We start from the raw sequence: 22359 nt of genomic DNA on the forward strand, positions 1-22359 counted from the left end.
CTACGGCTCAGTTTTAGCGCTGGGCGACCAGCTCTTCCAAGTGAGCGATGATGTCATCTGGTTTGAGTACCAAGATGTCACTTTCGAGGGCGTCGAGAATGACTTCGGCAGTATTGCCGATCAAGGCTCCAGAGATCCCGGTGCGGGCAACGGTGCCAATCACGGTAACGCCAGTGTTGAGCTGGCGAGCGATCTGCGGAATCAATGCATCCGCCGGACCTTCAGCAATATGCAGGTGGTCATCGCTGATGTCGTACTCGGCCTGGAAGGCTTTGCACTGTTCCCGGTAGCGCGTTTCGATGGTCTCTTTAAGTTGGAAGGTTGGGTCAGCAGCGGAAAGCATCGGTGTTGGGTGCGCGCTGATGACATGCAGCTCAGCCTTAGCCAAGGCGGCGATATCAAAACCATGGCTGACAATGCTGGTGTGCAGCGTGCGGTGCTCACCATCGGCATTACCCACGTCGACGGCTGCCAAGATGACGCTACCTTCCCAAGGTTTAGCGGTTTTAACCATTAATACCGGGGCGGGACAGTAACGCAGCAATTTCCAGTCACCGGGTGTCAATAGGGCTTTTTTTAATGGGTTGTCGGGGAAGTGTTGCTTGATCACCAAGCCGCAACCTTCGGCCTGCTGCACGTTGATGATGGTTTGGTGCTGGCTGTCATCCCAGGCTTGCTGGCTGGAGGTACTGAAACCTTCGCTGTTGAGCAAGCCGGTGAGATCACGGAGGTAATCGCTGTGGTCACTCTTTTTGTCGCACACCAGCAGGTGCAGGTGTGATTGAGTCACGCCGGCAATTAGCTTGGCGCGCTTGAGGGCTAAGTCGTCCTTATGCTCGGGTTCCACTACCACCAGAATGCTGCGAATAGCTTGCATGATCGTCTCCATGTGCAGTCAATTGTTCTAATTGTCACTATAGATCGCTGCCGCTCAAATAATGCTGATTGATGTCAATCGAGTGGCTGTTTACGCGCTCAATCGTATAATGCTCGCCCTCTAGCGTTATCACTCCTGCCGCCCTAGCTTTGTGAATTTATGTATCTGTTAGCTGAAGCTGAACCCTTGCTGCACTTTTATTTTCCTGTAGCCACGCATTGCTGGCTTGTGAGCGCGCGCTCATGAACCTGCCTGAAATCCACGCGTTTTTGGGTTGCCGTACACCGGATGCTTGGATTACTGCGGCTTTGGCTGACCAGCAGACCCTGCTAATTGACCACAAGAACTGCGAGTTCAAGGCGGCCAGTACAGCTTTGAGCCTGATGGCCAAGTACAGCACCTATGTTGATTTGCTCAACGCCATGTCGCGCTTGGCCCGCGAGGAGTTGGTGCACCACGAGCAGGTGCTGCGCATCATGAAGCGCCGCAAAATCAGCCTTCGCCCGGTGTCGGCGGCGCGCTACGCCTCAGGGCTGCGCAAGGTGGTACGTAGCCATGAGCCCTGCAAACTGGTGGATACCTTGGTGGTGGGGGCGTTTATCGAGGCGCGCAGTTGTGAGCGTTTCGAGGCGTTGGTGCCGCATTTGGATGAAGAGTTAGGTAAGTTCTATTTTGGCTTGCTAAAAAGCGAGGCGCGGCATTTTCAAGGTTACTTGAAGCTCGCCTACCAATACGGTGAGGCCCGTGATGTTGAGCAGGCTATCGAGCGGGTGAGGGCGGTTGAGCGCGAATTGATCGAGTCGCCGGACACTGAGTTTCGCTTTCACAGCGGGGTTCCGCCGCTCTAAAGCAACGGTGCGCCGAGCAGGCGCGCTACTGTGTGGCTGATGTGGCGGTTTTTGCCGGACTTGCTAGCGGTCAGTCTGAAGCAAGCTCGAAAGCGCTTTGTTGCAAGCCTTGCCTGTCGACCTGCAATGCCCAGCCTTGTCGGTCCCAGTCGCCAAGTACGATGCGTTGCGCCGCCTCGCCGTTGACCTGCAGCTGATGCGTGGCCGGGCGATGGGTGTGGCCGTGAATCAGCGTGCGTACACGGTGGGCGGCCATGATGCGCGGCACTTCCTCCGGGGTCACATCGACAATCTCGCTGGCTTTCATGCGGGTTTGCGAGCGGCTCTCGTTGCGTAGCTTACGCGCCAGTTTTTGCCGAGTATTCAGTGGCAGGTTGCGTAAAACAAACTGGCAAATAGGATTTCGTAGCCAGCGGCGCAACTTCATGTATGCAATGTCCTGGGTGCACAGGCTGTCGCCGTGCATCAGCAGTACACGCTCGCCGTTAAGTTCGATCACGCAAGGGTCGGGCAGCAGCGTGCATCCCGCTTCTTGGCAAAAGGCGTTGCCAAGGAGGAAGTCACGATTGCCATGCATCAGGTAGACGCGGGTACCGCGCTCACTGAGGTGGCGCAAGGCTTGGGCAATCGAGCGTTGAAAAGGGGTTATAGCGTCATCGCCGATCCACACTTCGAAGAAATCCCCCAGGATATACAGCGCCTGGGCATCAACCGCGCGTGTTTCGAGAAATCGCAGGAACGCCCGGCTGATATCCGGGCGCTCCTGTTCTAAATGCAAATCCGAGATCAGTAAGATACTCATCTATTCTATTCGACGATCTCGGCGCGCTCGATGATCACGTCATCAACCGGTACATCCTGATGGCCGGATTTGCTGGTGGTTTCTACGCCTTTGATCGCGTTAACCACGTCCATGCCCTCTACCACTTCACCAAACACCGCGTAGCCCCAGCCTTGCACGGTCGGCGCAGTGTGGTTTAGGAAGCTGTTATCGCCTACGTTGATGAAGAACTGTGCAGAAGCCGAGTGGGGCTCCATGGTCCGCGCCATGGCTACGGTGCCGATCTTGTTGGCAACACCGTTGTTGGCTTCGTTTTTGATAGTCGCACGGGTGGTTTTCTGCGTCATGCCTGGCTCAAAACCACCGCCCTGGATCATAAAGTTACTGATGACCCGGTGGAAAACCGTGTTGTCGTAATGACCTTCAGAAACGTATTGCTTGAAGTTAGCCACGGTTTCCGGGGCTTTGTCTTCGAACAGCTTGAGGGTGATAACGCCGTGGTTGGTGTGCAGCTTGATCATGGAGGTAATCGCTCTGTCGATAAATCCATGAGCCGTTTTCGTTGCCCTACTTGCGCTGTGTCAGCGACATGTAATGGGCATTGAGGCGGCTCTTGGGCCTGTCAGGGGATTGACAGCTTCGGCTATGATAAGCGCTTTGTTTTAGCCGGCCTACCCTACGCCGCGCACCTGCATGATCAAGGACCCCATGAGCAAGCCAGAAACTGTCGCCGCCGCTAACATTTTTCGCTCCATCGTCCAGGCCGACCTGGATGCAGGCAAACACGCGAAAATCATCACTCGTTTTCCGCCGGAGCCCAATGGTTACCTGCATATTGGCCACGCCAAGTCGATCTGTCTGAACTTCGGCCTGGCCCAGGAGTTTGGTGGCGAGTGCAACCTGCGCTTCGACGACACCAACCCGGCCAAGGAAGATCAAGAATACATCGACGCCATCAAGAGCGACGTGCAGTGGCTTGGCTTTCAGTGGGCTGGTAAGGAGCACTATGCCTCCGATTACTTCGATCAGCTGCACGATTGGGCGGTTGAACTGATCAAAACCGGCAACGCCTATATCTGCGACTTGTCGCCTGAGCAGGCCCGCGAATACCGCGGCAACCTCACCGAACCTGGTAAGAACAGCCCGTTCCGTGAGCGCAGCGTTGAAGAAAACCTTGACCTGTTTGCGCGCATGAAAGCCGGTGAGTTTGCTGATGGTGTCCGCGCATTGCGCGCCAAAATCGACATGGCTTCACCGAACATGAACCTGCGCGACCCGATCCTCTACCGCATTCGCCATGCTCATCACCATCAGACCGGCGACAAGTGGTGCATCTACCCGAGTTATGACTTCACCCACGGCCAGTCGGACGCCATCGAAGGCATTACCCATTCGATCTGCACCTTGGAGTTTGAAGACCACCGCCCACTGTACGAGTGGTTCCTGGCCCAACTGCCGGTGCCGGCGCAGCCGCGTCAGTACGAATTCGCCCGCCTTAACCTGAATTACACCATCACCAGTAAGCGCAAGCTCAAGCAGTTGGTCGATGAGAAGCACGTGAATGGCTGGGATGACCCGCGCATGTCAACTTTGTCCGGTTTTCGCCGCCGCGGTTACACCCCAGCGTCGATCCGTACCTTTTGCGACATGATCGGCGTCAACCGCGCAGGCGGTGTGGTGGACGTGGGCATGCTCGAATTCGCCATCCGTGATGATCTTGATGCCAATGCTGCTCGCGCCATGTGCGTGCTTAAGCCGCTCAAAGTAGTGATCACCAACTATCCAGAAGGTCAGATCGAAAACCTCGAACTGCCGCGTCACCCTAAGCAGGATCTGGGCGTGCGCGTACTGCCGTTTAGTCGCGAAATCTACATCGATGCAGGCGACTTCGAAGAAGTCCCGCCGGCTGGCTTTAAGCGCCTGATCCCAGGTGGCGAAGCGCGTCTGCGTGGCAGCTACGTGATCCGCGCCGATGAAGCGATCAAAGATGCCGAGGGCAACATCGTCGAACTGCGCTGCAGCTACGATGAAAACACTCTTGGCAAGAACCCCGAAGGCCGCAAGGTCAAGGGCGTGATCCATTGGGTGCCGGCTGCCGAAAGCGTTGAATGCGAAGTGCGTCTGTACGACCGCCTGTTCCGCTCCGCGAATCCGGAGAAGGACGAAGACGGCGGCAGCTTCCTCGACAATATCAATCCGGAATCGCTGGTGGTGCTTAAAGGCTGTCGCGCCGAGCCGTCGTTGGCCAATGCCGCACCGGAAGAGCGCTTCCAGTTCGAGCGCGAAGGTTACTTCTGCGCTGATATTAAGGATTACAAACCCGGTGCGCCGGTGTTCAACCGCACCGTTACATTGCGCGACTCCTGGGCTTAAGGCCTAAATGCTCTGATTAAAACCGGGCTGGTACGCTGGCCCGTAGTTTTCCAAGGAATCCCGATGCTCTCGATCTACAACACGCTGACCAAAAGCAAAGATGTCTTTAAACCGCTGGTGGGTAACCAGGTGCGCATGTACGTTTGCGGCATGACGGTTTACGACTTCTGTCACATCGGTCATGCGCGGGTGATGGTGGCATTCGATGTGGTTACGCGCTGGTTGCGTCATCGCGGCTATGACGTGACCTATGTACGCAACATCACCGACATCGACGACAAGATCATCAAGCGCGCCAATGATAATGGCGAGTCGTTCGAAGTGTTGGTCGATCGGATGATTGCCGCCATGCACGAAGACGAGGCGCGCCTGAATGTATTGCGCCCTGACCAGGAGCCGCGCGCGACTGATCATATCGCTGGCATGCACCAGATGATTCAGACCCTGATCGACAAAGACTTTGCCTACGCCCCCGGCAACGGTGATGTGTATTACCGTGTCGGCAAATTCGTCGGCTACGGCAAGCTGTCGCGCAAGAAGATTGAAGACTTGAAAGTCGGTGCGCGTATCGAGATTGATGAGGCCAAACAAGACCCACTGGATTTCGTGTTGTGGAAGGGCGTCAAACCTGGCGAGCCGAGCTGGCAGTCACCTTGGGGCGCCGGACGTCCAGGCTGGCACATCGAGTGCTCGGTGATGTCTACTTGCTGCCTGGGTGAGACCTTCGATATTCACGGCGGTGGCCCGGATCTGGTCTTCCCGCACCACGAAAACGAAATTGCGCAGAGCGAGGCAGCCACCGGCAAGCTCTACGCCAACGCCTGGATGCACGCCGGCGCGGTGCGCGTGGATGGCGAGAAAATGTCCAAATCTTTGGGCAATTTCTTCACCATTCGTGAGGTGCTGGAGAAATATCACCCGGAAGTGGTGCGCTACTTACTGGTGTCCAGCCACTACCGCAGCCCGATCAACTACTCCGAAGACAGCCTTAAAGAAGCCAAGGGCGCGTTGGAGCGCTTCTATAACGCGCTCAAAGGCTTGCCAAAAGTGGCCGCTGCGGGTGCTGAGGCCTTTGTTGAGCGTTTCTCCGCAGCGATGGATGACGATTTCAATGCGCCGGAAGCCTGCGCAGTCTTGTTCGAGATGGCCCGTGAAATAAACCGTTTGCGTGAGACTGACCTGCAGGCTGCTGCTGGTTTAGCCGCCCGCTTGCGGGAGCTGGCCGGTGTTCTCGGTGTGCTTCAGCTTGAGCCCGAGGCCTTCTTGCAGGCAGGTGCTGCTGGCAAGGTCGATGCCGCTGAGGTGGAAGCGTTGATCGCTGCGCGCCTGCAAGCCCGCACTGATAAGAACTGGGCTGAGTCCGACCGTATTCGTGATCAGATTACGGCTATGGGCGTGGTGCTGGAAGACGGTAAGGGCGTTACGACTTGGCGTTTGGCTGATTAAAGTCAATGACCTATGAAAAGCCGCTTTCGAGCGATTTTTTATTGGCTGCTGATTGCGCAAAGCCGGTTTTGTGCAGCTCAGGCATTGATCACCAGTGAGGCGCCATAGCAGAGTCATTCAGCGCTCAGTTAGGCCGTTTTCACGCAAGCGCTTATACAACGTATTACGGCTGATCCCAAGGCTGCGCGCGAGCTGGGAAATATTGCCGCCGCAGGCCTGGTATTGGCTGGCCAGGTCATCGTCGCCAGGCGCTGTATCAGGTTGTTGAGTGCAGGAGGTGCTCGCTGCGGTTGTGGCCTGCAGGTCGGCAAAAAAATCATCGGGTAAGTGCTCGGGCCTGATCTGCTGGTCTTCGGCCATGGCCAGAGCAATTTGCAGAACGCTGCTGAGTTGACGCAGGTTGCCAGGCCAGGCGTGATGCTCGAACAGGTTTAGCACTTCTTGGCTTAGCCCGGCCCACTGTTTGGGTTCGCGATGATATTCCCAGATACGTTGCACCATGGCCGCTTTATCCGTGCGTTCGCGCAAAGGCGGCAGTTCAAGGTTTAGCCCGCTGATGCGGTAATAAAGGTCCTGGCGAAACTGTCCTGCATCGACATCCTGACGCAGCGGGCGGTTGGTGGCAGAGATCAAGCGGATATCCACGGGGTACAGCTCACTGCTACCCAGTGGCTGCACGCAACGTTCCTGCAGTACGCGTAGCAGACGCGCCTGCACGCGCAGTGGCATGTCGCCGACTTCGTCGAGAAACAGCGTGCCTTTATCGGCTTTGCGGATCAGGCCGGTGCTGCCTTTCTGGTTGGCGCCGGTGAATGCGCCTTTTTCATAGCCAAACAGTTCGGACTCAACCAGCTCGGCCGGAATTGCTGCGCAGTTCACTGCTATAAATGCCTGGTTGGCGCGCGAGCTGGCGTGGTGCAGGGCTTTGACGAAAACTTCCTTACCGACCCCGGTTTCGCCGTACACCAGAATCGGGATGTCCTTCTCCAGCAGGCGCTCAGCTTGGCGGATGGCTTTGTCGACGCGCGGGTCACCAAGATTAAGTGAGGCCAGGTTGAGATTTTGCTCCGGTGCCTTGTGGGCTGTCGATGCGGGCTGGCGAAAGTCTCTGGCCTCAACCATTGCAGGTTGCTGCGGGCGTTTGAGTTGGGCATGAAAGCGAAAATGGTTATTGGCGCGCAGGTTGAAAGGCAGGGCTTCTGGCTGGTTGAGCAATTGCTGCAGCGGTACGTCGAACAGGCTCTTGATATTCACCTGAGCCAGGCCCACACCGAGCAAACTGTCCGCCCGGCGATTGGCGGAGACCACCTGGCCTTGTTCATCGAAAATTAGTAGTCCGGCCCAGGGGCTGCCCAGATTATCCAGGCTGGTATTAAACGTCAGCTGGAAATAGCGTTGTTGAAACAGGTTGAGGATCAGGCGGTTTTCCACCGACTGGCTCATCATTTTGACCATGCCCAGAGTATGGGAGGGTGGTAGGTAGCTGTCGCTGGATACATCCAGCACCGCGACCATCTGCCGTTGCTCGTTGAAAATCGGTGAGGCCGAGCCAGTCATAAAGCGGTTGGCCTTGAGAAAGTGCTCATCGTGCTGAATGTGTACTGGCTGCGCGCAACTCAGCGCCGTGCCGATGGCGTTGGTGCCGGTATAACGCTCCAGCCAGGAGGCTCCAGCGACAAAACCAATGGCGCGAGCGGGCTCGATAAAGCGCTGATCACCCCACGACTGCAGCACCTGACCTTGATGATCGGCCAGCATGATCAGGCAATTAGAGTTGGCCAGGATGGTGCCGTAGTAAGGCAGCACTTCTTTATGGGTGGTGTGCACCAGCGTTTGCTGGCTCTCCAGCAGCGCGGCTACATCGCCCTGGCTTGGCTGGCTGAAGTTCGGTGTGCTCTGGTGCGTCAGGCCGTAGTCACGGCAACGCGACCAGGAGTCCTGAATGATGGTTTCGTGGGGCAGGGCAGTTGCGGTGTCAACCATGACAGAGGTCGCCTTGTTTCTTGTTGTTATAGGCCCCGGTCTACGCCGAGGTCTTTGCAGTGTCTCCAAAGGCTGTTCAATGTCAACGTTCAAGTGTTCAGTGCGCACTGTTCAATACTGTTCATTGGCATTGTGGGGTGGCTGGTGATGAATATTTAAATCCATAAAAATCAATGCCTTGTTAGGTAATTGCAAGGCTGGCATGAAATGCGCTAAGGCTTGGGAGAAAACAATAATAGGGACAAGCCATGTCACTTACCTTGGAGCATGTCACGCGCGTCGTTGACCAGCAGGTGCACATCGACGATGCCTGCCTGAGCTTCGCTCCGGGCTCCTTCAATGTGCTGTTAGGGCGTACGCTCTCCGGTAAGACCAGCCTCATGCGTTTAATGGCTGGCTTGGACAAACCCAGCAGCGGACGCATTTTGATGAATGGCGCGGACATGACCCAAGTGTCTGTGCGCCAGCGCAACGTGTCGATGGTCTACCAACAGTTCATCAATTATCCGACTCTGACGGTGTTTGAGAACATCGCTTCGCCGTTACGTCAGGCGAAGATGAGCCAAGCCGAAATTTTGGAGAAGGTGCATGCCACCGCCAAGATGTTGCGCATTGAAGGTTTACTTAAGCGCTATCCATTGGAATTGTCTGGCGGTCAGCAGCAGCGCACGGCCATGGCGCGGGCGCTGGTCAAGGATGCCTCGCTGATTCTGTTTGATGAACCGTTGGTCAACCTCGACTACAAGTTGCGCGAAGAGTTGCGGCAGGAAATGCGTGAGCTGTTTCAGGCGCGCCATACCATTGCCATCTATGCCACCACCGAGCCAAACGAGGCGCTGGCGCTGGGCGGTACGACAACCGTTTTACATGAAGGCCGAGTGATCCAGAGCGGTAAGACCGCCGAGGTCTATCACCGGCCACAACAGGTGCTGGCTGCCGAGCTGTTTTCGGAACCGGCGATTAATCTGATGCCTGGGCGCGTCAGCGGCACCGAAGTCAGCTTTGCCGATACCGTACATTTTCCGCTCAACCCTGACTTGCAAGACATTGCTGAGGGCGAGTATCGCTTTGGCGTTCGTCCCAGTCATATTGGCTTGGTGCCATCCAATGATGATGATCTGGAGCTGGCAGTGACGGTTGAGCTGGCAGAAATTAGCGGTTCAGAAACCTTCCTCCACGTCAGTAACGATCAGTTTGTGCTGATACTGCATCTGCCCGGTGTTCACGAGTACGCCGTGGATACCTCGATTCTCATTTATATACCCACGCATAAATTGTTTGTGTTCAGTGCTGATGGGCAGCTGATTCAGGCGCCCAGTCGTCGTTTAGGGAGGGTGGCCTGATGGCTGAAATTCGCCTGCGTAACCTCGCTCATAGCTACAGCCGCAGCCCGAGCGGCCCGGCTGATTATGCAATTCGTGAGATGGACCATGTTTGGGAGCAGGGTGGCGCCTATGCGCTGCTGGGGCCTTCGGGCTGCGGCAAGTCGACGCTACTAAACATTATTTCCGGCTTGCTCAGCCCCTCACATGGCGAGGTGCAGTTTGACGGCAAGGTGGTCAATGCCTTGCCGCCTGAGCAGCGCAATATCGCTCAGGTTTTCCAGTTCCCTGTGGTCTACGACACCATGACGGTGTTCGATAATTTGGCGTTTCCACTGCGTAATCAGGGCATGAATGAAGCGAAGGTTCTCGCCAAGGTCAACGAAATTGCCGAGGTGCTGGAGCTGCACCCATTACTGCGCAGGCGCGCCAGCAACCTGACCGCTGATGAAAAGCAGAAAGTGTCTATGGGTCGCGGCTTGGTGCGTGATGACGTGTCGGCGATTCTCTTCGATGAGCCGCTGACCGTGATCGATCCGCACCTGAAGTGGAAGCTACGACGAAAGCTCAAGCAGATTCATGAGCAGTTCAATATCACCATGGTCTACGTTACCCACGACCAGCTGGAGGCATCGACCTTCGCCGACAAAATCGCGGTGATGTATGGCGGTCAGATTGTTCAATTTGGCACGCCGCGTGAATTGTTTGAACGGCCCAGCCATACCTTTGTTGGCTATTTCATCGGCAGCCCAGGGATGAATCTGATTGATGTGCAGCCTTGTGCGGGCGGGGTACGTTTTAACGAGACCGTATTGCCCTTGTCATCGGCACTCAACCAGCAAGTAGCCGAGATGCCAGCGGCTAAGTTAAAAGTCGGTATCCGTCCGGAATTTATCCATGTCTGGGATGGACCGAATGAGGATGCCCTGTGTGCTGAGGTGGTGCATGTTGAAGACCTTGGTACATATAAAATCATCACGCTCAGGCTCGACGGCCAACTACTTAAGGTGCGCCTGCAGGAGGATCAAGTGGTACCGCAGCAGCAGGCTTACCTGAGTTTTCCCGCGCAGTGGCTGATGCTCTATGCCGACGACATTCTGGTCGGGCCCAAGGCACAGGGGGGGCAGCCATGAAGGTACATAACAACAAGGCTTGGTGGCTGGTGTTACCGGTATTTCTGCTGGTGGCCTTTAGTGCCGTCGTACCGATGATGACGGTGGTCAATTATTCAGTGCAGGATATTTTTGACCACTCCACGCGCTACTTCGTCGGCGTCGACTGGTACAAGCAAGTGCTGCAAGACACCCGTTTGCATGAGTCACTACTGCGCCAGTTCATCTTCTCCACCTGCGTGTTGCTGATTGAGATTCCGTTAGGTATCGCCATTGCCCTGTGCATGCCGACCAAGGGTCGCATGGCCTCGTTGGTGCTGATCGTATTGGCGATTCCGCTACTAATCCCTTGGAACGTGGTCGGTACCATCTGGCAAATATTCGGCCGCGCGGATATCGGTTTGCTTGGCTGGAGCCTGAACAGCCTGGGCATTAGCTACAACTATGCGGCTAACACCAGCGATGCCTGGGTCACGGTGTTGATCATGGACGTCTGGCACTGGACTTCACTGGTCGCACTGCTGTGCTACTCGGGCCTGCGCGCCATTCCCGATGTGTATTACCAGGCGGCGCGCATCGACCGCGCATCCGACTGGGCGGTGTTCCGTCATATTCAGTTGCCGAAGCTCAAAAGTGTGCTGCTGATCGCGGTGATGCTGCGCTTTATGGACAGCTTCATGATCTACACCGAGCCCTTTGTGCTCACCGGCGGCGGGCCAGGCAACGCCACCACCTTCCTAAGCCAGACCCTGACGCAGATGGCCATCGGCCAATTTGACTTGGGCCCGGCGGCGGCGTTTTCGCTGGTGTATTTCCTGATCATTTTGTTGGTGTCCTGGCTGTTTTATACCGCCATGACGCACAACGATAAGACGCGCTGAGGCCGACCATGACCCTACGGAAAAAGCTGGTGCTGGGGCTGTATGTTCTGTTCCTGTTGGTGCCGATCTACTGGCTTGTGAACATGTCGTTCAAGAGCAACACCGAGATACTCGGTGGTCTGACGTTATGGCCACAGGGCTTTACCTTGGAAAATTACAAGGTGATCTTTACTGATCCCAGTTGGTACGAGGGCTATCTCAACTCCCTGTATTACGTGTGCCTGAACACCATGATCTCGCTGACGGTGGCATTGCCGGCTGCCTACGCGTTCTCGCGCTATCGTTTTCTCGGTGACAAGCATCTGTTCTTCTGGCTGTTGACCAATCGTATGGCCCCGCCGGCTGTGTTCCTGCTGCCATTTTTTCAGCTGTACTCGTCCATCGGACTGTTTGATACGCATATTGCCGTCGCGTTGGCACATTGCTTGTTCAACGTGCCGCTGGCGGTATGGATTCTTGAAGGCTTTATGTCTGGAGTACCGAAGGAAATCGACGAGACTGCCTATATCGACGGCTACAGTTTCCCGAAGTTTTTCGTGAAGATTTTTATTCCACTGATCGGTTCGGGCATCGGTGTGACGGCATTCTTCTGCTTTATGTTTTCCTGGGTCGAGCTGCTTTTGGCGCGCACCTTGACCTCGGTGGATGCCAAGCCGATTGCCGCGGTGATGACCCGGACCGTGTCTGCGTCAGGGATCGATTGGGGTGTGCTAGCAGCGGCTGGGGTGCTCACCATTCTGCCGGGCATGCTGGTGATCTGGTTTGTGCGTAACCATGTGGCCAAGGGCTTTGCCCTCGGTCGGGTATAGGAGCAACGACTATGGATTGGATGGCCTGGACCTTACCCACTGCTTTGTTCTTCGGCTTTATCGGCACGCTGTTGGTTGGCATGACGATCTGGGAGCTGCGCTCGCCGTGTATCGAGCGCAAAGGTTTGTTGCCGATCAGCACCACTCGTGGTGATCGGCTGTTTATCGGTCTGCTTGGAAGTGCCTACTGGCATCTGCTGGTGGTAGGTGTGACCGATTGGAGTGTCTGGATAGCCTCGGTGTTGTCCCTGTTCTGGTTAATTGCAGTGATGCGTTGGGGTTAACCAGCTCGCCTTGTGCTCGCCTGATGGTTGGGCCTGCTCGTGTGCGGGTTACCCTGTTCAAAACCCTGAGATGGAGGTCTCTATGTTCGACAATAACAACAAAACTCGACATAGCATGGCGCTGGCGGCCTTGCTGACGTTGTCCGGCTTGAGTGGTGCGGCTTGGGCTGATGCGTATGAAGAAGCAGCGAAGAAGTGGATTGGCGAGGAGTTCAACCCATCTACCTTGACGCCCGAGCAGCAGCTGGCGGAGTTGCAGTGGTTTATCAAAGCCGCCGAGCCGTTCCGTGGTATGAGCATCAACGTGGCATCGGAAACCATCGCGACCCATGAGTATGAGTCCAAGGTATTGGCCAAGGCCTTCAGCGAGATTACTGGCATCAACCTCAAGCACGACCTGATGCAGGAAGGCGATGTCGTCGAAAAACTGCAAACCCAGATGCAGTCTGACAAGAATATCTACGACGGCTATATCAATGATTCAGACTTGATTGGCACGCACTTTCGCTACGGCAAGGCAGTGGCGATCAGCGACATGATGGAGGGTGAGGGTAAGGCGGTGACTTCGCCGACGCTTGATCTGGAAGACTTTATTGGTCTTTCATTTACCACCGCGCCTGACGGCAAGTTGTATCAACTGCCTGATCAGCAGTTTGCCAATCTCTACTGGTTTCGCGCCGACTGGTTCGAGCGTCCAGAGTTAAAAGCCAAGTTCAAAGAGATTTACGGCTACGAACTGGGTGTACCGGTCAACTGGTCCGCCTATGAAGACATTGCCGAGTTCTTCTCTGAGAAGGTCAAGGAGATCGACGGCCAACGTATTTACGGCCACATGGATTACGGTAAGAAGGATCCCTCACTGGGCTGGCGCTTCACTGATGCCTGGTTTTCCATGGCCGGTGGTGGCGACAAGGGCCTGCCTAATGGCTTGCCAGTGGATGAGTGGGGTATTCGTGTTGATGGCTGTCGTCCAGTCGGTTCCAGTGTTGCCCGAGGCGGTGATACCAACGGCCCTGCTGCGGTGTACGCGACTACCAAGTATGTCGACTGGATGCGCAAGTACGCGCCACCAGAAGCGCAAGGCATGACCTTCTCCGAGTCCGGGCCGGTACCGGCGCAGGGCGGTATTGCTCAGCAGATATTCTGGTACACCGCGTTTACGGCGGACATGACCAAGGCCGGTTTGCCAGTGGTTAATGAGGATGGCACGCCGAAATGGCGCATGGCGCCGTCGCCTAAAGGCCCGTACTGGGAAGAGGGCATGAAGTTGGGTTATCAGGATGCTGGTTCCTGGACCTTCCTCAAGTCCACTCCGGAGAAACAGCGCCTGGCAGCCTGGCTGTATGCGCAGTTCGTGACGTCGAAAACCGTATCGCTGAAGAAGACCCTGGTTGGTCTGACGCCAATTCGTGAGTCGGATATCAATTCGCAAGCCATGACGGATGTTGCACCAAAGCTTGGCGGCCTAGTGGAATTCTATCGCAGCCCGGCGCGTGTACAGTGGACGCCGACCGGTACCAACGTACCGGACTACCCGCGTTTAGCGCAGCTGTGGTGGCAGTTTATTGCTGAGGCAGCCAGTGGAGATAAGTCGCCACAAGAGGCGTTGGATGGTTTGGCGGCAGCCCAAGACACTATGCTGGGTCGTCTCGAGCGTGCCGGTGTGCTGGGTGAGTGTGGGCCGAAGCTGAATGAGGCCCGCGATCCGCAGTACTGGTTGGATCAACCAGGGGCGCCGAAGCCGAAGCTGGCAAACGAGAAACCTCAGGGCGAGACCATCAATTACAACGAGTTGCTGAAGTCATGGGAGCAGGCGCGCGAGTAAACAAGAAACGCGCGATAGCAGTGGCACAAAAAACGGCACCCGCGGGTGCCGTTTTCATTACTGCGCTGCACTTTACGGTCTAGTCGTGCAGATGCTCGGCCGCATGCAGGGTGTTTTCCAGCAGGCAGGCGCGCGTCATGGGGCCTACGCCACCCGGGACTGGGGTGATCCAGCCGGCGCGAGGCAATGCGGTGTCATACACTACGTCGCCAATCAGCTTACCGTCTTCCTGGCGGTTAATACCGACGTCGATGACGATGGCGCCCGGTTTAATCCATTCGCCATGCACCAAGCCGGGCTTGCCAGCCGCCACGACAACAATATCGGCCAGGCCAACATGCATAGGCAGGTCTTTGGTGAAGCGATGGGTCACGGTAACCGTGCAGCCACCCAGTAGTAGCTCCATCGCCATTGGCCGACCGACAATGTTCGACGCACCAACAACCACCGCGTGCATGCCATAAAGATCAACGCCGGTGCTTTGCAGTAGGGTCATGATGCCTTTTGGGGTGCAAGGACGCAGCAATGGCATACGTTGCGCCAGGCGGCCAATGTTATAGGGGTGAAAGCCGTCCACGTCTTTGTCCGGACGGATCCGCTCTAATAGTAAAGAAGCGTCAAGGTGTTCCGGCAGCGGCAGTTGCACCAAAATACCGTCGATAGTCGGCTCATCATTAAGACGGTCGATCAATGCCATCAGTTCGTCCTGGCCGGTTGTGGCGGGCAGGTCATAGGCTTGTGAGACGAAACCAACTTCTTCGCAGTCTTTACGTTTATGCGAAACGTAAACTTGTGACGCAGGGTCGCTGCCGACCAGAATCACCGCAAGCCCAGGTGCGCGCAAGCCTTGCTGGCGTCGTTCGACGACACGTTTGGCAATCTGCTGACGCAGGCTGGCGGCAATTGCTTTGCCATCGATCAGTTGTGCGGTCATTGCGCTTGGTTAACCATAAAGAAAGGGTGGAAAAGGGACGCGCATTCTCGCATGGCCCTGCTGTGGGGCAAAGGCAGATGCTATGGTTTTCGCGTAACTCCTTTAAATGTTTGGATTTTTTTAACTTCCCCTGTTGACGACCTGAAACCAGCTCTATAACATTCGCCCCGCTTGTCGAGCACAGCCAGTCGCTGGGTAAGACGGCAAAGGTCTAAGCTGCAAAGTTTTTTCCGAAGCCGAAAGCTTTAAATCTGTGAAAGCAGGTGGAAAGGCGCCCGTAGCTCAGCTGGATAGAGCATCCGCCTTCTAAGCGGATGGTCGCAGGTTCGAGTCCTGCCGGGTGCGCCATTTGGCGATCTTGGCTCAGGTAAATGCAATATGGTGGGCGTAGCTCAGTTGGTAGAGCGCAGGATTGTGACTCCTGTTGTCGTGGGTTCGATCCCCATCGTCCACCCCATATTCCAAAGCGCCAGGTTAAGCCTGGCGTTTTTTGAAAAGTTTTATATGCGGATGTGGTGGAATTGGTAGACACACTGGATTTAGGTTCCAGCGCCGCAAGGTGTGAGAGTTCGAGTCTCTCCGTCCGCACCATGTAAGCTGTTATTCGGCAAAAGTTTTTATTGTTACCTAGTGAAAACTGGGTCGATATGGGAACGAATTGGGAATAATGCACGAAAAAGGCAGCCTTAATCGGGCTGCCTTTTTTGTTTTTGGTGGCTGGGTTCACAGCTTTAGCGCGTGTTCAAGCAGTGGGTTCATGCAGTACCATCTTTTAGAACTCCCTCCCGTTTGCCGCCTGCTTCTTAGGGTGACTTCTGCATATTGACCCTCTAGAATGCATGCCCTTGATTTGGGGCCGGTAAACGGCCGGCTTATGTCTGTGCAACGAGGAATATCCATGCAAGTTTCTGTTGAAAGTACTTCTGCTCTCGAGCGCCGCATGACTGTCGGCGTTTCCGTTGAGCGCATCGAGACTGAAGTCAACAAGCGTCTGCAGCAGACTGCCCGTCGCGCCAAGGTTCCAGGGTTCCGCCCAGGTAAGGTGCCGATGAGTGTGATCCGCCAGCGTTATGAAGACGCTGCGCGCCAGGAAGCACTGGGCGACCTGATCCAGTCGACTTTCTACGAAGCCGTTGTTGAGCAAAAGCTCAACCCAGCGGGTTCTCCGGCTGTTGAGCCGAAGTCCTTCGAGAAAGGCAAGGATCTGGAATACGTTGCGACTTTCGAGGTATTTCCGGAGTTCACCGTTGCCGGTTTTGAGTCCATCGCCATTGAGCGCCTGCAGGCTGACGTAGCTGACGCTGATGTCGACAACATGCTGGAAATCCTGCGCAAGCAGAACACCCGCTTCGAAGCCGCTGAACGGGCTGCTGAAAAAGATGATCAATTGAGTATCGACTTTGTCGGCAAGATCGATGGCGAAACCTTCGCAGGCGGCTCTGCCAAAGGCACTCAATTGGTTCTCGGTTCCGGCCGCATGATTCCTGGTTTTGAAGATGCGTTGGTGGGTGCTAAGGCGGGCGAAGAGCGCGTTATCACTCCAACGTTCCCAGCGGATTACCAGAACCTGGATCTGGCTGGCAAAACGGCCGAGTTCAGCGTCAAAGTCAACAGCATTGCAGCGCCTCAGTTGCCTGAGCTGAATGACGACTTCTTCGCCCTGTTCGGCGTCAAAGACGGCGGCCTTGAAGGCTTCCGCGCCGAAGTTCGCAAGAATATGGAGCGTGAGCTGCGTCAGGCTATCAAGTCCAAGATCAAGAATCAGGTTATGGACGGTCTACTGGCTGCCAACTCGATTGAAGTGCCGAAGGCGTTGATCAGCAATGAAGTGGATCGTCTGCGCGTACAGGCAGTGCAGCAGTTTGGTGGCAACTTGAAGCCAGACCAGTTGCCAGCTGAGCTGTTTGAAGAACAAGCCAAGCGGCGCGTTGCGCTGGGCTTAGTCGTAGCGGAAGTGGTCAAGCAGTGCGAGCTGAAGCCGGACGATACTCGCGTTCGCGAAATGATTCAGGAAATGGCTTCGGCTTATCAGGAGCCTGAGCAGGTTGTGGCCTGGTACTACAAAAACGACCAGCAAATGAACGAAGTGCGTTCGGTTGTACTGGAAGAGCAAGTTGTAGATACTGTTTTGCAGAAGGCTAACGTGACCGATAAAGCGGTCTCGTACGAAGAAGCTGTCAAGCCGGCTGAAGCACCACAAGCCGCCTGATTTCTTTACCTCGTTCGAATGCGTCATAAGCCAGCCGCCGTGCTGGCTTATGCGTATTTGTAATATGACTATTTAGGGAGCGAGTGTAAGCATGTCCCGCAATCCTTTTATGCAGCAAATGCCTGATATCCAAGCCGCTGGCGGCTTGGTGCCCATGGTTGTCGAGCAGTCAGCTCGCGGCGAGCGCGCCTACGACATTTATTCGCGCCTGCTCAAGGAGCGAGTGATCTTTCTGGTCGGCCCTGTAGAGGACTACATGGCCAACCTGATCTGTGCGCAACTGCTGTTCCTTGAGGCGGAAAATCCGGACAAGGACATCCATCTTTACATCAACTCCCCGGGTGGTTCGGTGACGGCGGGTATGTCGATCTACGACACCATGCAGTTCATTAAGCCTAACGTGTCGACCACTTGTATTGGTCAGGCATGCAGCATGGGTGCTTTTCTGCTGACCGCTGGCGCCGAGGGCAAGCGTTACTGCCTGCCGAACTCGCGCGTTATGATTCACCAGCCACTGGGCGGTTTCCAGGGCCAGGCGTCGGACATCGAAATCCACGCCAAGGAAATCCTCTTCATCCGCGAGCGTCTCAACACGCTGATGGCCAAGCACAGCGGGCACACTCTGGAAGAAATCGAGCGTGATACCAACCGCGATAATTTCATGAGCGCCGAAGCTGCGCGCGAATACGGGTTGATCGACGCAGTTATCGAAAAGCGCCCCGCTTAATATAAGCAGCTCAAAATAGGGCGAGTCGGCGAGTCTGGCTACAGGCGGGCTTGAAAAAGCCCGCATAAGCCTTCATCTTGTGTTGCAAGCCTATCGGATTTGGATCGAACGAATGACTGACACCCGCAACGGCGAGGACAACGGCAAGTTGCTTTATTGCTCCTTCTGCGGCAAAAGCCAGCATGAAGTGCGAAAATTAATTGCCGGCCCCTCGGTCTTCATCTGCGACGAGTGCGTCGACCTGTGCAACGACATCATCCGCGAGGAGGTGCAGGAAGCCCAGGCCGAGAGCAGCGCGCATAAATTGCCTGCACCCAAGGAAATCAGCGGCATCCTTGATCAGTATGTCATTGGTCAGGAGCGTGCTAAGAAAATTTTGGCTGTAGCGGTTTATAACCACTATAAGCGTCTCAACCAGCGCGATAAGAAAGACGACATTGAGTTAGGCAAAAGCAACATCCTACTCATCGGTCCGACGGGGTCGGGTAAAACTCTGTTGGCTGAAACCCTGGCGCGCTTGCTTAACGTACCTTTTACTATCGCTGACGCCACCACCCTGACCGAAGCTGGTTATGTGGGGGAAGACGTCGAGAACATCATTCAGAAGCTGTTGCAGAAGTGCGATTACGATGTGGAGAAAGCCCAAATGGGCATTGTCTATATTGACGAAATTGACAAGATTTCGCGTAAGTCTGACAACCCATCAATAACCCGTGATGTATCGGGTGAGGGTGTGCAGCAGGCGCTGCTCAAACTGATCGAAGGGACTGTGGCGTCTGTTCCGCCGCAAGGTGGTCGTAAGCACCCACAGCAGGAATTTCTGCAGGTTGATACGCGCAACATATTGTTCATTTGCGGTGGTGCGTTCTCCGGCCTGGAAAAGGTTATTCAGGGTCGTTCTACCAAGGGTGGTATCGGTTTCAGTGCCGAAGTTCGCAGCAAGGAAGAGGGCAAAAAAGTTGGCGAGTCATTGCGCGCTGTTGAGCCCGATGACCTGGTTAAGTTTGGTCTGATTCCTGAGTTTGTGGGGCGCTTGCCGGTTATTGCTACCTTGGATGAGCTAGATGAAGCGGCATTGGTGCAAATTCTGACCGAGCCCAAGAATGCGCTAACCAAGCAATACGCCAAACTTTTTGAGATGGAAGGTGTTGAGCTTGAGTTCCGTCCGGATGCGTTGAAATCAGTTGCTCACAAGGCGCTTGAGCGTAAAACCGGTGCTCGTGGTCTGCGTTCGATTCTCGAGGGTATCCTGCTCGATACCATGTACGAGATTCCATCGCAGTCAGACGTCAGTAAGGTGGTGATCGATGAAAGCGTCATCGAGGGTACGTCCAAGCCGTTGCTCATCTATGAGAACAAAGAGCCGCTAGCTAAGGCTGCGCCTGACGCGTAACAGCTTTGTAACATGTTGAAAGCAAGGGGCCTGCGGGCCCCTTTGCTTTTGCGGCTGCAATGCTTGTTTTTTGGTTGGGCTGCCCCCATCTTAGTTTTAAGGGTCATCCCATCTGTCACGGCCGTATGGCCGCCGTAGAGCTGAAATCATGAAGACAACCATCGAATTGCCTCTCCTGCCGTTGCGCGATGTTGTGGTCTATCCGCACATGGTCATTCCGTTATTCGTCGGGCGTGAAAAATCCATTGAAGCCCTTGAGGCTGCGATGGCTGGCGAGAAGCAGATCCTGCTTCTCGCCCAGAAAAATCCTGCAGATGACGACCCTGACGAGGCTGGCCTCTATCGCGTCGGCACCGTAGCCACTGTATTGCAGTTGCTGAAGCTACCGGACGGTACGGTCAAGGTACTGGTTGAAGGCGAACAGCGCGGTGAAATTGAGCGCTTTATAGATGTCGACGGTCATTGTCGGGCTGAAGTCCAGCTGATTGATGAGATTGACGCCGCTGAGCGTGAGGCCGAAGTCTTCACCCGCAGCCTGCTCAGTCAGTTCGAGCAATACGTTCAGCTGGGTAAGAAAGTGCCTGCAGAGGTACTAGCTTCGCTCAATGGTATCGATGAGCCTAGTCGGCTGGTCGACACCATGGCCGCGCACATGGTGCTGAAAATTGAGCAGAAGCAGGAAATCCTAGAAATTACCGACCTGACTGCACGTGTTGAGCACGTGCTCGCACTGCTCGATGCGGAAATCGACCTGCTGCAAGTCGAGAAGCGCATTCGCGGTCGGGTCAAGAAACAAATGGAGCGAAGCCAGCGTGAGTACTACCTGAATGAGCAAATGAAGGCCATTCAGAAGGAACTCGGCGACGGCGAGGACGGCCATAACGAGCTCGATGAGCTGAAAAAACGCATCGACAATGCCGGTCTAACCGCTGAGGCGCTCACTAAGGCCAATGCCGAGTTGAACAAACTCAAGCAAATGTCACCGATGTCGGCTGAAGCCACTGTTGTGCGCTCTTACATCGACTGGCTGGTCAATGTGCCGTGGAAAGCCCAGAGCAAAGTACGTCTCGATCTGGCGCGGGCTGAAAGCATACTGGATGCCGATCATTACGGTTTGGACGAGGTCAAGGAGCGCATCCTTGAATACCTCGCCGTGCAAAAACGCGTTAAAAAAATCAAAGGACCGGTGCTTTGCTTAGTAGGTCCGCCTGGCGTGGGTAAAACCTCGTTGGCCGAGTCGATTGCCAGCGCCACCAATCGTAAGTTCGTGCGTATGGCGCTTGGTGGCGTGCGTGATGAGGCTGAAATTCGTGGTCATCGACGCACTTATATTGGCTCTATGCCAGGTCGTCTGATTCAGAAAATGACCAAGGTTGGTGTGCGCAATCCGTTATTCCTGCTCGATGAAATCGACAAGATGGGTCAAGACATGCGTGGCGATCCCGCATCGGCATTACTTGAGGTGCTTGATCCAGAGCAAAATCACAACTTCAACGATCACTATCTGGAGGTCGATTACGACCTGTCGGATGTCATGTTCCTGTGCACGGCCAACTCGATGAATATTCCCGGGCCGCTGCTGGACCGGATGGAGGTGATCCGTCTGCCGGGCTACACCGAAGCCGAGAAAATCAACATCGCGGTTAAGTACCTGGCCCCCAAGCAGGTGCAGGCCAATGGTCTGAAGAAAACCGAGTTGGTGTTTGAAGAAGCAGCGATCCGCGACATTATTCGCTACTACACTCGCGAGGCAGGCGTGCGTGCTCTTGAGCGGCAAATCGCCAAGGTTTGTCGTAAGGTCGTTAAAGAGCACACCACCGAGAAGCGTTTTCAGGTCACCGCTACGGCTGATTCGTTAGAGCATTATCTTGGCGTTCATAAACATCGCTACGGTTTGGCTGAGGAGCAGGACCAAATCGGTCAGGTTACTGGCTTGGCCTGGACTCAGGTCGGCGGTGAGTTGTTGACCATCGAGGCGGTTGTCGTGCCAGGCAAGGGCCAACTGATCAAGACCGGCTCGCTGGGTGATGTGATGCTTGAATCGATCACGGCTGCGCAGACCGTTGTGCGCAGTCGGGCTAAGAGTCTGGGCGTGCCTGTAGACTTCTACGAGAAGCAAGACATTCATATCCATGTGCCAGAGGGGGCAACGCCCAAAGATGGCCCCAGCGCCGGCGTTGGCATGTGTACGGCCCTGGTCTCGGCGCTGACGCAGATCCCTGTGCGTGCTGATGTCGCAATGACCGGCGAAATCACCTTGCGTGGCCAGGTATTAGCGATTGGTGGTTTGAAAGAAAAACTGCTGGCCGCTCACCGTGGTGGAATCAAAACGGTGATCATTCCAGAAGAGAATGTGCGCGATTTGAAAGAGATTCCGGAGAACATTAAACAAGACCTGCAGATTAAACCGGTTAAATGGATTGACGAGGTCCTGCAAATTGCGCTGCAATACGCCCCGGAGCCCTTGCCTGATGCGGCTCCCATGGCGGCAAAGGATGAAAAACGCGAGACTGATTCCAAGGAGCGAATTAGCACGCATTAGTCGGAGGGGTTTC

At 55.3% G+C, this 22359-nt stretch carries 18 protein-coding genes and 3 tRNA genes; 16 read left to right on the plus strand and 5 right to left on the minus strand.

What is annotated here, in order from left to right; all coding sequences use genetic code 11:
* Window positions 1-13: 13 nt before the first annotated feature.
* Window positions 14-877: a universal stress protein gene (locus BMZ32_RS09760; RefSeq protein WP_090241785.1), complete on the minus strand. Its 864-nt coding sequence runs from the start codon at window positions 875-877 to the stop codon at window positions 14-16.
* A 242-nt stretch (window positions 878-1119) separates the two neighbouring features.
* Here BMZ32_RS09760 and BMZ32_RS09765 point away from each other — a divergent pair, with 242 nt between their 5' ends.
* Entirely contained in the window at window positions 1120-1725 is a 606-nt protein-coding gene (locus BMZ32_RS09765; RefSeq protein WP_090241786.1) for a MiaE family protein, read from the plus strand.
* 70 nt (window positions 1726-1795) lie between these two features.
* Here BMZ32_RS09765 and lpxH read toward each other — a convergent pair whose 3' ends face one another.
* On the minus strand, window positions 1796-2527 hold the full coding sequence (gene lpxH, locus BMZ32_RS09770; protein ID WP_090241787.1) for a UDP-2,3-diacylglucosamine diphosphatase: 732 nt from the start codon (window positions 2525-2527) through the stop codon (window positions 1796-1798).
* Between the two features lie 5 nt (window positions 2528-2532).
* Window positions 2533-3027 carry a peptidylprolyl isomerase gene (locus BMZ32_RS09775; protein ID WP_090241788.1) on the minus strand — a complete coding sequence of 165 codons (495 nt, stop codon included), beginning with the start codon at window positions 3025-3027 and terminating at the stop codon, window positions 2533-2535.
* A 187-nt stretch (window positions 3028-3214) separates the two neighbouring features.
* Between BMZ32_RS09775 and BMZ32_RS09780 the strand changes: the two genes are divergently transcribed.
* Together BMZ32_RS09780 and cysS are read left to right on the plus strand one after the other, a co-directional pair.
* Complete coding sequence (locus BMZ32_RS09780; RefSeq protein WP_090241789.1) at window positions 3215-4879, plus strand: glutamine--tRNA ligase/YqeY domain fusion protein; 1665 nt, start codon at window positions 3215-3217, stop codon at window positions 4877-4879.
* Window positions 4880-4942: 63 nt separating this feature from the next.
* Window positions 4943-6325 carry a cysteine--tRNA ligase gene (gene cysS / locus BMZ32_RS09785; protein ID WP_090241790.1) on the plus strand — a complete coding sequence of 461 codons (1383 nt, stop codon included), beginning with the start codon at window positions 4943-4945 and terminating at the stop codon, window positions 6323-6325.
* Window positions 6326-6442: 117 nt separating this feature from the next.
* On the opposite strand, the gene BMZ32_RS09790 is transcribed toward cysS, so the two are convergent.
* The gene (locus tag BMZ32_RS09790) at window positions 6443-8308 is read right to left on the minus strand and encodes a sigma-54-dependent Fis family transcriptional regulator (RefSeq protein ID WP_090241791.1); all 1866 of its coding nucleotides are present in this window, start codon (window positions 8306-8308) and stop codon (window positions 6443-6445) included.
* A gap of 248 nt (window positions 8309-8556) precedes the next feature.
* Between BMZ32_RS09790 and BMZ32_RS09795 the strand changes: the two genes are divergently transcribed.
* The 6 genes from BMZ32_RS09795 (at window position 8557) to BMZ32_RS09820 (ending at window position 14541) form a co-directional block, all read left to right on the plus strand.
* Complete coding sequence (locus BMZ32_RS09795) at window positions 8557-9651, plus strand: ABC transporter ATP-binding protein (RefSeq protein ID WP_090241792.1); 1095 nt, start codon at window positions 8557-8559, stop codon at window positions 9649-9651.
* Window positions 9651-10763, plus strand: coding sequence for an ABC transporter ATP-binding protein (locus BMZ32_RS09800; RefSeq protein ID WP_090241793.1), 1113 nt, complete (start codon window positions 9651-9653; stop codon window positions 10761-10763). The genes BMZ32_RS09795 and BMZ32_RS09800 overlap by 1 nt, the downstream gene beginning before the upstream one ends.
* A complete protein-coding gene (locus tag BMZ32_RS09805) occupies window positions 10760-11623 on the plus strand; it encodes a carbohydrate ABC transporter permease (RefSeq protein ID WP_090241794.1) in 864 nt (287 codons plus the stop codon). The genes BMZ32_RS09800 and BMZ32_RS09805 overlap by 4 nt, the downstream gene beginning before the upstream one ends.
* 8 nt (window positions 11624-11631) lie before the next feature.
* Window positions 11632-12432: a carbohydrate ABC transporter permease gene (locus BMZ32_RS09810; RefSeq protein WP_090241795.1), complete on the plus strand. Its 801-nt coding sequence runs from the start codon at window positions 11632-11634 to the stop codon at window positions 12430-12432.
* Window positions 12433-12443: 11 nt separating this feature from the next.
* Window positions 12444-12716: a DUF2160 domain-containing protein gene (locus tag BMZ32_RS09815; RefSeq protein ID WP_090241796.1), complete on the plus strand. Its 273-nt coding sequence runs from the start codon at window positions 12444-12446 to the stop codon at window positions 12714-12716.
* 82 nt (window positions 12717-12798) lie between these two features.
* The gene (locus BMZ32_RS09820; protein WP_090241797.1) at window positions 12799-14541 is read left to right on the plus strand and encodes an ABC transporter substrate-binding protein; all 1743 of its coding nucleotides are present in this window, start codon (window positions 12799-12801) and stop codon (window positions 14539-14541) included.
* 79 nt (window positions 14542-14620) lie between these two features.
* Here the strand turns inward: BMZ32_RS09820 and folD are convergent, their stop codons facing one another.
* Window positions 14621-15475, minus strand: coding sequence for a bifunctional methylenetetrahydrofolate dehydrogenase/methenyltetrahydrofolate cyclohydrolase FolD (gene folD, locus BMZ32_RS09825; protein WP_090241798.1), 855 nt, complete (start codon window positions 15473-15475; stop codon window positions 14621-14623).
* Window positions 15476-15746: 271 nt separating this feature from the next.
* Between folD and BMZ32_RS09830 the strand changes: the two genes are divergently transcribed.
* From BMZ32_RS09830 to lon, 7 genes are all read left to right on the plus strand, one after another.
* Window positions 15747-15823: transfer RNA gene (locus tag BMZ32_RS09830), tRNA-Arg, on the plus strand.
* A gap of 33 nt (window positions 15824-15856) precedes the next feature.
* Window positions 15857-15932 (plus strand) — tRNA-His (locus BMZ32_RS09835).
* Between the two features lie 49 nt (window positions 15933-15981).
* Window positions 15982-16066 (plus strand) — tRNA-Leu (locus BMZ32_RS09840).
* Between the two features lie 307 nt (window positions 16067-16373).
* Window positions 16374-17684 carry a trigger factor gene (gene tig / locus BMZ32_RS09845; protein WP_090241799.1) on the plus strand — a complete coding sequence of 437 codons (1311 nt, stop codon included), beginning with the start codon at window positions 16374-16376 and terminating at the stop codon, window positions 17682-17684.
* Window positions 17685-17775: 91 nt separating this feature from the next.
* Window positions 17776-18411, plus strand: coding sequence for an ATP-dependent Clp endopeptidase proteolytic subunit ClpP (gene clpP, locus BMZ32_RS09850; protein ID WP_090241800.1), 636 nt, complete (start codon window positions 17776-17778; stop codon window positions 18409-18411).
* Window positions 18412-18523: 112 nt separating this feature from the next.
* Window positions 18524-19804, plus strand: a complete 1281-nt coding sequence (gene clpX / locus BMZ32_RS09855) for an ATP-dependent Clp protease ATP-binding subunit ClpX (protein WP_090241801.1) — start codon at window positions 18524-18526, stop codon at window positions 19802-19804.
* Window positions 19805-19952: 148 nt separating this feature from the next.
* Window positions 19953-22346 (plus strand): endopeptidase La, encoded by a 2394-nt coding sequence (lon, locus tag BMZ32_RS09860; RefSeq protein ID WP_090241802.1) that lies wholly within the window; start codon window positions 19953-19955, stop codon window positions 22344-22346.
* Window positions 22347-22359 lie beyond the last annotated feature (13 nt).

Source organism: Pseudomonas guineae (assembly GCF_900113745.1).
GTDB lineage: Bacteria > Pseudomonadota > Gammaproteobacteria > Pseudomonadales > Pseudomonadaceae > Aquipseudomonas > Aquipseudomonas guineae.

What these genes read in the sequence shown, in the direction of transcription:
- BMZ32_RS09760 (WP_090241785.1), bottom strand. Translation starts at nt 877, where the DNA reads ATGCAAGCTATTCGCAGCATTCTGGTGGTAGTGGAACCCGAGCATAAG.
- BMZ32_RS09765 (WP_090241786.1), top strand. Translation starts at nt 1,120, where the DNA reads ATGAACCTGCCTGAAATCCACGCGTTTTTGGGTTGCCGTACACCGGAT.
- lpxH (WP_090241787.1), bottom strand. Translation starts at nt 2,527, where the DNA reads ATGAGTATCTTACTGATCTCGGATTTGCATTTAGAACAGGAGCGCCCG.
- BMZ32_RS09775 (WP_090241788.1), bottom strand. Translation starts at nt 3,027, where the DNA reads ATGATCAAGCTGCACACCAACCACGGCGTTATCACCCTCAAGCTGTTC.
- BMZ32_RS09780 (WP_090241789.1), top strand. Translation starts at nt 3,215, where the DNA reads ATGAGCAAGCCAGAAACTGTCGCCGCCGCTAACATTTTTCGCTCCATC.
- cysS (WP_090241790.1), top strand. Translation starts at nt 4,943, where the DNA reads ATGCTCTCGATCTACAACACGCTGACCAAAAGCAAAGATGTCTTTAAA.
- BMZ32_RS09790 (WP_090241791.1), bottom strand. Translation starts at nt 8,308, where the DNA reads ATGGTTGACACCGCAACTGCCCTGCCCCACGAAACCATCATTCAGGAC.
- BMZ32_RS09795 (WP_090241792.1), top strand. Translation starts at nt 8,557, where the DNA reads ATGTCACTTACCTTGGAGCATGTCACGCGCGTCGTTGACCAGCAGGTG.
- BMZ32_RS09800 (WP_090241793.1), top strand. Translation starts at nt 9,651, where the DNA reads ATGGCTGAAATTCGCCTGCGTAACCTCGCTCATAGCTACAGCCGCAGC.
- BMZ32_RS09805 (WP_090241794.1), top strand. Translation starts at nt 10,760, where the DNA reads ATGAAGGTACATAACAACAAGGCTTGGTGGCTGGTGTTACCGGTATTT.
- BMZ32_RS09810 (WP_090241795.1), top strand. Translation starts at nt 11,632, where the DNA reads ATGACCCTACGGAAAAAGCTGGTGCTGGGGCTGTATGTTCTGTTCCTG.
- BMZ32_RS09815 (WP_090241796.1), top strand. Translation starts at nt 12,444, where the DNA reads ATGGATTGGATGGCCTGGACCTTACCCACTGCTTTGTTCTTCGGCTTT.
- BMZ32_RS09820 (WP_090241797.1), top strand. Translation starts at nt 12,799, where the DNA reads ATGTTCGACAATAACAACAAAACTCGACATAGCATGGCGCTGGCGGCC.
- folD (WP_090241798.1), bottom strand. Translation starts at nt 15,475, where the DNA reads ATGACCGCACAACTGATCGATGGCAAAGCAATTGCCGCCAGCCTGCGT.
- tig (WP_090241799.1), top strand. Translation starts at nt 16,374, where the DNA reads ATGCAAGTTTCTGTTGAAAGTACTTCTGCTCTCGAGCGCCGCATGACT.
- clpP (WP_090241800.1), top strand. Translation starts at nt 17,776, where the DNA reads ATGTCCCGCAATCCTTTTATGCAGCAAATGCCTGATATCCAAGCCGCT.
- clpX (WP_090241801.1), top strand. Translation starts at nt 18,524, where the DNA reads ATGACTGACACCCGCAACGGCGAGGACAACGGCAAGTTGCTTTATTGC.
- lon (WP_090241802.1), top strand. Translation starts at nt 19,953, where the DNA reads ATGAAGACAACCATCGAATTGCCTCTCCTGCCGTTGCGCGATGTTGTG.